Below are 13,267 nucleotides of genomic sequence, written 5' to 3'. Positions count from 1 at the left end.
AGGCTTTTGGACATCCAGTGCAAAGAATGAATTTGGCGACGGGGTTCCGGCTACACACAGAACCATCCGCGCAGGCAGTAAAAAGCGGAAAAAACGCTGGGCATTATAAGCACTTTTCTGCTGGGGGCGTCATTTGCGCTTCTGTCAAGACGGGGTGAAGGAACGCAATGCGTATTACAGAGTCCGTAACTCACGGAAAGTCATAGGGAATTGGTAGTGCTGGGACTCTTCAATAAAAAGACCAATACGTTACTGGGGATCGACATCAGCTCTACGTCAGTGAAGCTGCTGGAACTGAGCCGTCAGGGTGATCGCTACCGGGTCGAGGCGTACGCGGTAGAGCCATTGCCGGTCAACGCCGTGGTCGAAAAGAACATCGCCGAGCTTGAAGGCGTCGGCCAGGCCCTGAGCCGGGTGCTGGTCAAGGCGCGCACCGGGCTCAAAAGCGTGGCGGTCGCGGTGGCCGGTTCCGCCGTGATCACCAAAGTCATCGAAATGGACGCCGGGCTGACCGACGACGAACTGGAAAACCAGCTCAAGATCGAAGCCGACCAATACATTCCCTATCCGCTGGACGAAGTCGCCATCGATTTCGAAGTCCAGGGCGTTTCGCCGCGCAACCCTGAACGAGTCAACGTGCTGCTGGCAGCTTGTCGCAAGGAAAACGTCGAAGTCCGTGAAGCGGCGCTGGCACTCGCCGGGCTGACTGCGCGGGTCGTTGATGTCGAAGCCTATGCGCTGGAGCGCTCTTTCGGGTTGCTCGCCACGCAACTGGCGGCCACGCAAGAGCGGCTCACTGTCGCCGTCGTCGATATCGGCGCGACCATGACCACCCTTAGCGTCTTGCACAACGGCAAGATCATCTACACCCGCGAACAATTGTTTGGCGGTCGGCAATTGACCGAGGAGATCCAGCGGCGTTATGGCCTCACCCTCGAGCAGGCGGGGCTGGCGAAAAAACAGGGCGGCCTGCCCGATGATTACATCAGCGAGGTCTTGCAGCCGTTTCGAGAGGCGCTGGTCCAGCAGGTGTCGCGCTCGCTGCAGTTCTTCTTCGCTTCCGGGCAATACAACGCGGTCGACCACATTCTGCTGGCTGGCGGCACGGCGTCGGTATCCGGGCTGGATCGGCTGATCGAGCAGCGCCTGAACACGCCAACGCAAGTGGCCAACCCGTTTGCCAACATGGCCTTGAGCAGCAAGGTCAACGCCGGAGCGCTGGCCAGTGACGCGCCGGCCCTGATGATCGCCTGCGGGCTCGCGCTCAGGAGTTTCGACTGATGGCGCGGATCAACCTCCTGCCCTGGCGCGAAGAGCGCCGTGAAGAACGGCGCAAACACTTCCTGCTGGCCTTGATCGGTGTTGTCGTCGGCTCGGTCGGTGCGGTGCTGATTGCCGATCAGGTCATCAGTGCGGCCATTGAGCGGCAAGTGGCGCGCAACGACTACATCGGCAAGCAGATCGCCGTGGTCGACGAACGGATCAGACAGATCAGCGATCTCAAGGCGCGCCGTCAGCAACTGGTCGAACGCATGCGCATCATCCAGGACTTGCAGGGCAACCGGCAGATCAGCGGGCGGATCTTCGATCAACTGGCACGTTCGCTGCCGGACGGGGTGTATTTCACCGACGTGAAGATGGTTGGCAAGACTCTGTCGATCAGTGGTGCTGCAGAATCGAACAACCGGGTCTCCGAGCTGATGCGTAATCTGGATGCCTCCGACTGGTTCGACGCGCCGAGCCTCAATGAGGTGAAAGCGACGACCGCAGGCCAGGTGGATGAGGCCAACACCTTTGAACTGACCGTTCGGCAGACCCAGCCCAAGACCTTGGAGGACGAGCAATGAAGCCGTCCGAATGGCTGGAAAGTCTGCGCGATATCGATTTCAACGACCTCGATACGAGCAACATCGGCTCGTGGCCGGCGGCAGTGAAAGCCATCGCCGGGGCGCTGTTGATGGTGCTGGTATTGGCGTTTGGCTATAACTTTTTCATCAGTGATATGGAGAACCAGCTGGAGGCCAAGCGCGAGGAAGAGGCCGCGCTCAAGGAGCAGTTCGCCAGCAAGGCTCGCCTGTCAGCCAATCTTGAGTTGTACACCCAGCAAATGAAGGAGATGGAAAACACCTTCGGCGTGTTGTTGCGGCAATTGCCCAGTGACACCGAAGTGCCGGGTTTGCTCGAGGACATCACCCGCACTGGCCTGGGCAGTGGTCTGGAGTTTGAAGAGATCAAACTGCTGCCGGAGGTCACTCAGCAGTTCTACATAGAGCTGCCGATTCAGATCACCGTCACCGGCGCCTATCACGACCTCGCGACCTTCGTCAGCGGCGTGGCCGGCCTGCCGCGCATCGTTACCCTGCATGACTTCGAACTGGCGCCTGCAGATAAAGAAGGCGGGCCGAAGTTACGCATGAGCATCCTTGCCAAGACCTACCGGTACAACGACAAGGGGCTGCAGAAATGAGCCCGATTCGTTGTATCGCGTTGTCGATGACGCTGCTTGCGTTGAACGGTTGTGGTGGCAGCGATGACTTCAGTGACCTCGACGCCTACCTGAATGAAGTGCGCCTGCGCCAGGCAGGCAAGATTGAACCAACCCCGACATTCCGGTCTTACCCAACATTCACTTACAGCGCGGCCAACCTGCGCAGTCCGTTCTCGCGACAGGTGCGCGTTGATCTGGCCGGGCAGAAACACGGGTCACGCAACGTCAAACCCGACCCCAACCGGGTCAAGCAATACCTCGAAGGTTTCAACATCGAGCAGTTCGAGATGGTCGGCACGATTGCCAATGCTTCCGGCTCCTTCGCGCTGCTGCGCGGTGCTGGCGGCGTGCATCGGTTGAAAGTCGGCGATTACCTGGGGCGCAACGACGGACGTATCGTCGCCATCAGTGCCACCCAGGTCGATGTGGTCGAAATCGTTCCCGACGGCGAAGGCGCCTGGCTGGAGCGTCCGCGCACCATTCCTTTGAAAGAGCACTCATAGTGGAAGTCGAACAATGAACAGGATTTTCTCCACCCTCGGTTTTTCGCTATGGATAGCGCTGATGTCGCCGATGGTACTCGCGGCCAATCTGAAGACGCTGGATGTGGCAGCGTTGCCGGGTGATCGCGTCGAGCTGAAGTTGTCGTTCGACGGCCCGCCGCCGCAACCCAAGGGCTACACCACTGAATCGCCGGCGCGGATCGCCCTGGATCTGCCCGGTGTCGCCAGTCAGTTGGCCAGCAAGAATCTTGATCTGGGCAGTGGCAATGCGCGCACGGCCACGGTGGTCGAGGCCAAGGATCGGACTCGGTTGATCGTCAGCCTCACGCAACTGGCGCCTTACAACACGCGGGTCGAAGGCAATAACCTGTTCGTGGTGGTCGGTCAGGGCGCACCGGCAGCGGCGCCGCGTCCTGCTGCCGTTGCACCTCGTGCTACTGCTAAAGCGGTTGCGCCCGCCAAGGCCTTTGTGCCGAAAAACCGGGCGATTCGCGGTGTGGACTTCCAGCGCGGTACGGCAGGTGAAGGCAATGTCGTCATCGACCTGTCCGACCCGACCATTGCCCCGGATATCCAGGAGCATGACGGCAAGATCATCCTCAGCTTTGCCCGCACGCAGTTGCCGGACAAGCTGCGGGTGCGCCTTGACGTCAAGGATTTCGCCACCCCGGTGCAGTTCGTCAATGCCGGAGTGACCGCTGATCGCACGGTTATTACCGTTGAACCCAGTGGTACTTACGAGTACTCGACCTTCCAGACCGACAACAAACTGACCGTCAGCGTCCGCCCTATGACGGTCGATGACCTGCAAAAGCGCAACGCCGATCGTCAGGCTTACGTCGGCGAAAAGCTTTCGCTGAATTTCCAGGACATTGATGTGCGCTCGGTGCTGCAACTGATCGCCGACTTCACCAACCTCAACCTTGTCGCCAGCGACACGGTGCAGGGTGGCATCACTTTGCGCCTGCAAAACGTGCCGTGGGATCAGGCGCTGGATCTGGTGCTGAAAACCAAAGGTCTGGATAAACGCAAGATCGGCAACGTGCTGCTGGTGGCTCCCGCCGATGAAATCGCTGCCCGCGAGCGCCAGGAACTGGAGTCGCAGAAACAGATCGCCGAGCTGGCGCCGTTGCGCCGTGAGCTGCTGCAAGTGAACTACGCGAAGGCGGCGGACATCGCCAAGCTGTTTCAGTCGGTGACAAGCGCCGAAGCAAAAATCGATGAACGTGGTTCGATCACCGTCGATGAGCGAACCAACAACATCATTGCCTATCAGACTCAGGATCGACTCGATGAGCTGCGGCGGATCGTGGCGCAACTGGATATTCCGGTGCGTCAGGTGATGATCGAAGCGCGAATTGTCGAAGCCAACGTCGATTACGACAAAAGCCTCGGCGTGCGCTGGGGCGGGTCGATCCAGAACAAGGGTAACTGGAACACTTCGGGCGTCAGTAATGGCTCATCGACCACCATCGGCACACCAGGCAGCACCAGCACCAACTCGCCGTTCGTCGATATGGGGACCGTGGGTAATACCTCGGGGATCGGCATTGCCTTCATCACTGACAATGTCTTGCTCGATCTCGAGCTGACAGCGATGGAGAAAACCGGCAACGGTGAAATCGTCTCGCAGCCGAAAGTGGTCACCTCCGACAAGGAAACCGCAAAAATCCTCAAAGGCACCGAGATTCCTTATCAGGAAGCCAGCTCAAGCGGCGCGACGTCGGTGTCGTTCAAGGAGGCCTCGCTGTCACTGGAAGTCACCCCGCAGATCACCCCCGACAACCGCATCATCATGGAGGTCAAGGTCACCAAGGACGAACCGGATTACCTGAACAAAGTGCAGGATGTGCCGCCGATCAAGAAAAACGAGGTCAACGCCAAGGTGCTGGTCAACGACGGCGAAACCATCGTGATTGGCGGTGTTTTCTCAAATACTCAAAGCAAGGTCGTAGATAAGGTGCCATTTCTTGGCGATGTGCCGTATCTTGGCCGCCTTTTCCGGCGTGATGTGGTTTCGGAGAAAAAATCCGAGCTGCTGGTATTTCTCACACCACGTATCATGAATAACCAGGCGATTGCTGTGAGTCGTTGATTCTGTGCGAAATTTGATTCTTGTAGGACCGATGGGTGCTGGTAAAAGCACCATCGGCCGGTTACTGGCCAAAGAGCTGCGCCTGCCGTTCAAAGATTCCGACAAGGAAATTGAGCTGCGCACGGGCGCCAATATCCCGTGGATCTTCGACAAGGAAGGCGAACCCGGCTTTCGTGACCGTGAGCAGGCGATGATCGCCGAACTGTGCGCGTTCGATGGCGTGGTGTTGGCGACCGGCGGTGGTGCAGTCATGCGCGATGCCAATCGCAAAGCCCTGCATGAGGGCGGGCGAGTGGTGTATCTGCACGCCTCCGTCGAGCAGCAGGTCGGCCGCACTTCGCGTGACCGCAATCGACCGTTGCTGCGCACTGCCAATCCGGAGAAAACCCTGCGCGACCTGCTGGCGATTCGTGATCCGCTCTATCGGGAAATCGCCGATCTGGTGGTGGAAACCGACGAACGGCCGCCACGCATGGTCGTACTCGATATTCTCGATCGTCTGGCGCAGTTGCCTCCCCGTTAAAGCATCGCTCGAAATGCGCTATCCTCGGCGTCCTGTCACAGCCCGCCGAGGTTGTGGCGGATGGCGTGCGAGCGGCGTCATACCCGCTATAGGCCGCAGATAACCAATAATTCAGGGCAGGACGCCTGCTTCCATCTTCACTGTGGGGACACATGCAGACACTCAAGGTCGATCTAGGCGAGCGCAGCTACCCGATTCATATTGGCGAAGGTTTGTTGGATCAGCCCGAGTTGCTGGCACCGCATATTCATGGGCGGCAGGTGGCAATCATCTCCAACGAGACCGTTGCGCCGCTCTATCTCGAACGTCTGACTCGCAGCCTGGCGCAGTACTCGGTGATCTCCGTGGTGCTGCCGGACGGCGAAGCCTTCAAGAACTGGGAAACCCTGCAACTGATCTTCGACGGTCTGCTGACCGCCCGTCATGATCGCCGCACCACAGTGATCGCCCTCGGCGGCGGTGTGATCGGCGACATGGCCGGTTTCGCCGCTGCCTGTTACCAGCGCGGCGTCGACTTCATCCAGATTCCCACCACATTGCTGTCCCAGGTCGATTCGTCGGTGGGCGGCAAGACCGGCATCAACCATCCGCTGGGCAAGAACATGGTCGGCGCGTTCTATCAGCCGAACGTGGTGCTGATCGATACGGCGTCCCTGAAAACCCTGCCAGAGCGCGAGCTGTCCGCCGGTCTGGCCGAAGTCATCAAGTACGGTCTGATCTGCGATGAGCCGTTCCTGACCTGGCTCGAAGACAACGTCGATGCCCTGCGGGCGCTGGATCAGAAAGCCCTGACTTACGCCATCGAGCGCTCTTGCGCAGCCAAGGCTGCGGTGGTCGGTGCCGATGAGAAGGAAACCGGGGTGCGCGCCACGCTCAACCTCGGCCACACCTTCGGCCACGCCATCGAGACCCACATGGGCTATGGTGTCTGGTTGCACGGGGAAGCGGTCGCGGCTGGCACCGTGATGGCGCTGGAGATGTCCGCGCGGCTCGGCTGGATCAGCGAGCAGGAGCGTGATCGCGGTATTCGTCTGTTCCAGCGCGCTGGCCTGCCGGTGGTGCCGCCAACTGAAATGTCCGAAGCCGATTTTCTTCAACACATGGCAATCGACAAAAAAGTGATCGACGGTCGTCTGCGCCTGGTGCTGCTGCGCCGGATGGGCGAAGCGGTAGTGACCGACGATTATCCGAAAGAGGTTCTACAGGCCACGCTGGGAGCGGATTACCGCGCCCTGGCTCAGCTTAAAGGTTAATAAGATTCCGATGACTAGTTTGCATGCCGACGAGGCGTTTCTCGGCCATTTCCAGTTAAGTCACGACCCGTTCGCGCCACGCGTTCCGGGTTTCAAGTTCTTCCCGGCCCAGCGCAAGCCGGTGCTGGGTCAACTGCATCACTTGGCGCGTTACAGCCAGTTGTTGTTGGTGGTCACTGGTCCTCAGGGTAGCGGCAAGACTTTGCTGCGTCAGGCCTTGGTCGCCAGCACCAACAAGCAATCGGTGCAGAGCGTGGTGGTTTCCGCCCGTGGCGCCGGCGATGCAGCCGGTGTGCTGCGCCAAGTGGCGCAGGCGCTGAACGTTGCTCAGGCCGAAGTGGGCGCGATTCTGGATCAGGTGGTGCAACTTGCGCTGACCGGCCAGGAAGTCTATCTACTGGTAGATGACGCCGAGCAGCTCGACGAATCCGCTCTGGAAGCGCTGATGGCGTTGGGTGCCGGCGCACCGGAAGGTCGCCCGCACGTGTTCCTGTTCGGCGAGTCGTCGCTGATCGCTCAGCTCGAGGCTTTGCACCTTGAGGAAGAGCGGTTCCACGTCATCGAATTGCAGCCGTACACCGAAGAAGAGACCCGCGAGTATCTCGACCAACGGCTCGAAGGTGCAGGCCGGGGTGTCGAACTTTTCACCGCGGATCAGATCTCTGATATTCACGAAAGTGCCGAGGGTTGGCCGGGCAATATCAACCAGGTCGCTCGCGATGCTCTGATCGAAGTCATGATTGCCAGCCGCTCAGCGGTCAAGCGTCCAAGTATGGGGTTCAACATGCCGAAGAAACACGTATTGGCGATTTCCGCCGTCGTTGTGGTCGCGGTCGCCGCCGCCTGGCTGATGCCGGGTCGCAACAAGGCGCCGACCACCGGTGCACCGGCCAATGAACAGGCACAGTTGCCATTGGGCCAGGGCGCAGCCAATGGCGGCGCGCCGAACGTCGAGTTCGCCGGTAATACACAGCCGATGCCGTTGCCGCTGGTCGGCAACTCTCAGCCAGTGATGCGCGGCCCGCTGGCCGAAGCGGCCGGTGGCATTACCGAAGGCGACGATGGTGTGCCGCTGGAAGGTTCCAGCGATACCCCGCCGACCGTCACCACTTCCGCACCGCCTGCGGGCGTTCCGGCCGGTCCTGCACCGACTCCGGTTCCATTGCCAGCCGCCAAGCCGACGCCGGCGCCGACGCAAGTTGCCACCGCCAAGCCTGCTCCGGCCGCGCCAGTCGCCAAACCTGCTCCAGCGCCAGCCAAGCCAGCCGCTGCTGCCAAACCGGCCGAGAAGCCGGTGACCGTCGCCAAGGCTGCCGGTGGCAGCTGGTACGCGGGTCAGCCGACCGGCAACTACGTGGTACAGATCCTCGGCACCAGCTCTGAAGCCACTGCGCAAAACTTCGTCAAAGAGCAGGGCGGCGAGTACCGTTATTTCAAGAAAGTGCTCAACGGCAAACCTCTCTATGTGATCACCTACGGCAACTTTGCCAATCGTGATGCAGCCGTTTCTGCCATCAAGGCCTTGCCAGCGAAGGTTCAGGCTGGTAAACCTTGGCCTCGCACTGTCGCCAGCGTCCAACAGGAACTGGCAACAACTCGCTGAAGATTCGGCGGCCTTACCCAGGCCGCCTCTCCAAGCACCTCAAAATTTCTACGAGTGCGCGCTTCCTTCCAGGTCGCGTGCCTTGTGGTGTCTGCGTCACAGTAGTCTTTGAGTCGTTGCGGTCAAAATTAAAAAAGTTTTGACTAGCACAGCAGATCGCTTTAAACCTTTCACAAATGCGACATGAATTTGCGACATTTCGTCGTCAAATTTGTGAGCCTCTGTGTCGCTGTGTACAATGACCACCCTTTTGCCCCTGCTAAGCTGGCGTACGTTCGGCGCGGGATGCAAGTGGTTGAATTGAAAAGAAATTTGCCTCGAAAAGAGGCAGCCTGGTGAGAAAGTGTCTATGAAAGCAGGTCTGTACCAACCAGATGAATTCAAGGATAACTGCGGTTTCGGCCTGATAGCCCATATGCAGGGCGAGCCCAGTCATACCCTTTTGCAAACGGCCATCGAGGCCCTGACCTGCATGACCCACCGCGGTGGGATTAATGCCGACGGCAAGACCGGTGACGGTTGCGGTCTGCTGATTCAAAAACCTGACGCGTTCCTGCGAGCCATTGCCCAGGAAACCTTCAGCGTCGAACTGCCCAAGCAATATGCAGTGGGCATGGTCTTCTTCAACCAGGATCCGGCCAAGGCCGAAGCCGCTCGCGAAAACATGAACCGCGAGATCCTCGCTGAAGGCCTGCAACTGATCGGCTGGCGCAAAGTGCCAATCGACACCAGCGTCCTCGGCCGCCTCGCTCTTGAGCGCCTGCCGCAGATCGAGCAGGTGTACATCGGCGGTGAAGGCCTGAGCGATCAGGACATGGCCGTGAAGCTGTTCAGTGCACGTCGTCGTTCGTCGGTGGCCAACGCCGTCGACTCCGACCACTACATCTGCAGCTTTTCGCACAAGACCATCATCTATAAAGGCCTGATGATGCCGGCCGACCTGGCTGCGTTTTATCCGGACCTGAGCGACGAGCGCCTGCAAACCGCGATCTGCGTGTTCCACCAGCGCTTCTCCACCAACACCCTGCCGAAATGGCCGCTGGCCCAGCCGTTCCGCTTCCTCGCCCACAACGGCGAGATCAACACCATCACCGGTAACCGTAACTGGGCGCAGGCCCGTCGGACCAAGTTCACCAATGATCTGATGGATCTGGAAGAGCTCGGCCCGCTGGTCAACCGTGTCGGTTCCGACTCTTCGAGCATGGACAACATGCTCGAGCTGATGGTCACCGGTGGCATCGACCTGTTCCGTGGCGTGCGGATGATCATTCCGCCGGCGTGGCAGAACGTCGAAACCATGGACCCGGATCTGCGTGCGTTCTACGAGTACAACTCGATGCACATGGAGCCGTGGGACGGCCCGGCCGGCGTGGTCATGACCGACGGTCGTTACGCGGTGTGCCTGCTCGACCGTAACGGTCTGCGCCCGGCGCGCTGGGTCACCACCACCAACGGTTTCATCACCCTCGCCTCGGAAATCGGCGTGTGGGATTACAAGCCGGAAGACGTGATTGCCAAAGGTCGTGTCGGCCCTGGCCAGATCTTCGCCGTGGACACCGAAACCGGGCAGATCCTCGACACCGATGCGATCGACAACCGTCTGAAGTCCCGTCATCCGTACAAGCAATGGCTGCGCAAGAACGCCCTGCGCATTCAGGCGACCATGGAAGACAACGACCACGGTTCGGCTTTTTACGACGTCGATCAGCTCAAGCAATACATGAAGATGTATCAGGTCACGTTCGAAGAGCGCGATCAGGTCCTGCGTCCACTCGGCGAGCAAGGCTACGAAGCCGTGGGCTCGATGGGCGACGACACGCCGATGGCCGTGCTGTCGCAACGTGTGCGCACACCGTACGACTATTTCCGCCAGCAGTTCGCGCAGGTCACCAACCCGCCGATCGACCCGCTGCGTGAAGCGATCGTGATGTCGCTGGAAATCTGCCTCGGTGCCGAGCGCAACATTTTCCAGGAATCGCCGGAACACGCTTCGCGCGTGATCCTTAGCTCGCCAGTGATCTCGCCGGCCAAGTGGCGTTCGCTGATGAACCTCGACCGCCCGGGCTTCGAGCGGCAGATCATCGACCTCAACTACGATGAAAGCGTTGGCCTTGAAGCGGCGATCCGCAATGTCGCCGATCAGGCTGAAGAAGCCGTGCGCGCCGGTCGTACTCAGATCGTCCTGAGCGACCGTCATATCGCCCCGGGCAAACTGCCGATCCACGCATCCCTGGCGACCGGTGCCGTGCACCACCGCCTGACCGAAAAAGGCCTGCGTTGCGATTCCAACATCCTCGTTGAAACCGCGACCGCCCGTGACCCGCATCACTTCGCGGTGCTGATCGGTTTCGGCGCCTCGGCGGTTTATCCGTTCCTGGCCTACGAAGTGCTGGGCGACCTGATCCGTACCGGTGAAGTGCTGGGCGACCTCTATGAGGTGTTCAAGAACTACCGCAAAGGCATCACCAAAGGTCTGCTGAAGATCCTGTCGAAGATGGGTATCTCGACCATTGCTTCGTATCGTGGTGCGCAGCTGTTCGAGGCCATCGGCCTGTCCGAAGAAGTTTGCGACCTGAGCTTCCGTGGCGTGCCGAGCCGCATCAAGGGTGCGCGTTTCGTCGACATCGAAGCCGAGCAGAAAGCACTGGCCAGCGAAGCCTGGAGTCCGCGCAAGCCGATCCAGCAGGGCGGTCTGCTGAAGTTCGTCCACGGTGGCGAATATCACGCCTACAACCCGGACGTGGTCAACACCCTGCAAGCCGCTGTGCAGCAGGGCGACTACGCCAAGTTCAAGGAATACACCTCGCTGGTGGACAACCGTCCGGTGTCGATGATCCGCGACCTGTTCAAGGTCAAGACCCTCGACACGCCGCTGGACATCAGTGAAATCGAGCCGCTGGAATCGGTGCTCAAGCGCTTCGACTCCGCCGGTATCTCGCTGGGCGCACTGTCGCCGGAAGCTCACGAAGCCCTGGCCGAAGCCATGAACCGCCTCGGTGCGCGTTCGAACTCCGGCGAAGGTGGTGAAGATCCGGCGCGTTACGGCACCATCAAGAGCTCGAAAATCAAGCAGGTTGCGACTGGCCGTTTCGGGGTAACTCCGGAATACCTGGTCAACGCCGAAGTGCTGCAGATCAAGGTCGCCCAAGGCGCCAAACCGGGCGAGGGCGGGCAACTGCCGGGCGGTAAGGTCAACGGTTTGATCGCCAAGCTGCGTTACGCAGTGCCAGGCGTGACCCTGATTTCGCCACCGCCGCACCACGATATCTATTCGATCGAAGACTTGTCGCAGCTGATTTTTGACTTGAAACAGGTCAACCCGAAAGCGCTGGTTTCGGTGAAGCTGGTGGCTGAAGCGGGCGTCGGCACCATCGCCGCCGGTGTGGCCAAGGCCTATGCGGACTTGATCACCATCTCCGGCTACGACGGTGGCACCGGTGCTTCGCCACTGACTTCGATCAAATACGCGGGCGCACCGTGGGAACTCGGCCTCGCCGAAACCCACCAGACCCTGCGCGGTAACGACCTGCGTGGCAAAGTCCGGGTGCAGACCGACGGCGGCCTGAAAACCGGCCTCGACGTGATCAAGGCTGCAATTCTTGGCGCTGAAAGCTTCGGCTTCGGTACCGCGCCGATGATCGCGCTGGGCTGCAAATACCTGCGTATCTGCCACCTGAACAACTGCGCCACCGGCGTTGCGACTCAGAACGAGAAGCTGCGCAAGGATCACTACATCGGTACCGTCGACATGGTGGTGAACTTCTTCACCTACGTCGCCGAAGAAACCCGTGAGTGGTTGGCCAAGCTCGGCGTACGCTCCCTCGAAGAGCTGATCGGTCGTACCGATCTGCTGGAAATCCTCGAAGGCCAGACCGCCAAGCAAAATCACCTGGACCTGACGCCGCTGTTGGGCAGCGATCACATCCCGGCGGACAAACCACAGTTCTGTGGCGTTGAGCGCAACCCGCCGTTCGACCAGGGCCTGCTGGCCGAGAAAATGGTCGAGATGGCCTCGTCGGCGATCAACGACATGAGCGGCGCCGAGTTCGATCTGGACATCTGCAACTGCGACCGTTCGATCGGCGCGCGGATCTCCGGCGAAATCGCGCGCAAGCACGGCAACCAGGGCATGGCGAAAGCGCCGATCACCTTCCGCTTCAAGGGCACTGCCGGTCAGAGCTTCGGTGTGTGGAACGCCGGCGGTCTGAACATGTACCTCGAAGGCGACGCCAACGACTACGTCGGCAAAGGCATGACCGGTGGCAAGCTGACCATCGTGCCGCCGAAGGGCAGCGTTTACAAAACTCAGGAAAGCGCCATCATCGGCAACACCTGCCTGTACGGCGCCACGGGCGGCAAGCTGTTCGCCGCCGGCACCGCAGGCGAGCGTTTCGCCGTGCGTAACTCCGGTGCCCACACGGTTGTGGAAGGCACTGGCGATCACTGCTGTGAGTACATGACCGGTGGTTTCGTCTGCGTTCTGGGCAAGACCGGTTACAACTTCGGCTCTGGCATGACCGGTGGTTTCGCCTACGTGCTCGATCAGGACAACACCTTCGTTGACCGGGTCAACCACGAACTGGTGGAAATCCAGCGGATCAGCGGCGAGGCGATGGAAGCCTATCGCAGCCACCTGCAAAACGTGCTGAACGAGTACGTCGCGGAAACCGACAGCGAGTGGGGTCGTGAACTCGCCGAAAACCTCGATGACTACTTGCGCCGTTTCTGGCTGGTCAAACCGAAGGCGGCGAGTTTGAAATCTCTGCTCTCCAGTACTCGTGCGAGTCCGCAATAACGGCGCA

Annotated in this window: 9 protein-coding genes; all 9 read left to right on the top strand. The window is 60.0% G+C overall.

Annotation, left to right across the window (positions count from 1 at the left end; translation table 11 throughout):
* Positions 1–216 precede the first annotated feature (216 nt).
* Positions 217–1,281, top strand: coding sequence for a pilus assembly protein PilM (locus tag ACI514_RS23285; protein WP_160055101.1), 1,065 nt, complete (start codon positions 217–219; stop codon positions 1,279–1,281).
* Positions 1,281–1,847 carry a PilN domain-containing protein gene (locus ACI514_RS23280; RefSeq protein ID WP_160055104.1) on the top strand — a complete coding sequence of 189 codons (567 nt, stop codon included), beginning with the start codon at positions 1,281–1,283 and terminating at the stop codon, positions 1,845–1,847. The genes ACI514_RS23285 and ACI514_RS23280 overlap by 1 nt, the downstream gene beginning before the upstream one ends.
* Positions 1,844–2,467, top strand: a complete 624-nt coding sequence (gene pilO, locus ACI514_RS23275; protein ID WP_160055107.1) for a type 4a pilus biogenesis protein PilO — start codon at positions 1,844–1,846, stop codon at positions 2,465–2,467. Before ACI514_RS23280 ends, pilO begins: the two co-directional genes overlap by 4 nt.
* Positions 2,464–2,991 carry a pilus assembly protein PilP gene (locus tag ACI514_RS23270; protein ID WP_405122464.1) on the top strand — a complete coding sequence of 176 codons (528 nt, stop codon included), beginning with the start codon at positions 2,464–2,466 and terminating at the stop codon, positions 2,989–2,991. The genes pilO and ACI514_RS23270 overlap by 4 nt, the downstream gene beginning before the upstream one ends.
* A gap of 13 nt (positions 2,992–3,004) precedes the next feature.
* Positions 3,005–5,086, top strand: a complete 2,082-nt coding sequence (pilQ, locus tag ACI514_RS23265; protein WP_160055111.1) for a type IV pilus secretin PilQ — start codon at positions 3,005–3,007, stop codon at positions 5,084–5,086.
* Positions 5,087–5,090: 4 nt separating this feature from the next.
* Complete coding sequence (gene aroK / locus ACI514_RS23260) at positions 5,091–5,609, top strand: shikimate kinase AroK (RefSeq protein WP_011332081.1); 519 nt, start codon at positions 5,091–5,093, stop codon at positions 5,607–5,609.
* Positions 5,610–5,761: 152 nt separating this feature from the next.
* Positions 5,762–6,862: a 3-dehydroquinate synthase gene (gene aroB / locus ACI514_RS23255; RefSeq protein WP_405122463.1), complete on the top strand. Its 1,101-nt coding sequence runs from the start codon at positions 5,762–5,764 to the stop codon at positions 6,860–6,862.
* Between the two features lie 10 nt (positions 6,863–6,872).
* On the top strand, positions 6,873–8,465 hold the full coding sequence (locus ACI514_RS23250) for an AAA family ATPase (protein ID WP_160055117.1): 1,593 nt from the start codon (positions 6,873–6,875) through the stop codon (positions 8,463–8,465).
* Between the two features lie 349 nt (positions 8,466–8,814).
* Positions 8,815–13,260: a glutamate synthase large subunit gene (gene gltB / locus ACI514_RS23245; RefSeq protein ID WP_405122462.1), complete on the top strand. Its 4,446-nt coding sequence runs from the start codon at positions 8,815–8,817 to the stop codon at positions 13,258–13,260.
* The last annotated feature ends 7 nt before the right edge of the window (positions 13,261–13,267 follow it).

Source organism: Pseudomonas sp. M20 (assembly GCF_045037865.1).
In the GTDB taxonomy this organism is placed as follows: domain Bacteria; phylum Pseudomonadota; class Gammaproteobacteria; order Pseudomonadales; family Pseudomonadaceae; genus Aquipseudomonas.
This window is presented reverse-complemented; position numbering and strand designations above follow the sequence as displayed.

Bases quoted from the DNA above. Each gene is read 5' to 3' on its own strand.
- ACI514_RS23270 (WP_405122464.1), top strand. From the start codon at position 2,464: ATGAGCCCGATTCGTTGTATCGCGTTGTCGATGACGCTGCTTGCGTTG.
- ACI514_RS23280 (WP_160055104.1), top strand. From the start codon at position 1,281: ATGGCGCGGATCAACCTCCTGCCCTGGCGCGAAGAGCGCCGTGAAGAA.
- pilO (WP_160055107.1), top strand. From the start codon at position 1,844: ATGAAGCCGTCCGAATGGCTGGAAAGTCTGCGCGATATCGATTTCAAC.
- gltB (WP_405122462.1), top strand. From the start codon at position 8,815: ATGAAAGCAGGTCTGTACCAACCAGATGAATTCAAGGATAACTGCGGT.
- ACI514_RS23250 (WP_160055117.1), top strand. From the start codon at position 6,873: ATGACTAGTTTGCATGCCGACGAGGCGTTTCTCGGCCATTTCCAGTTA.
- aroB (WP_405122463.1), top strand. From the start codon at position 5,762: ATGCAGACACTCAAGGTCGATCTAGGCGAGCGCAGCTACCCGATTCAT.
- pilQ (WP_160055111.1), top strand. From the start codon at position 3,005: ATGAACAGGATTTTCTCCACCCTCGGTTTTTCGCTATGGATAGCGCTG.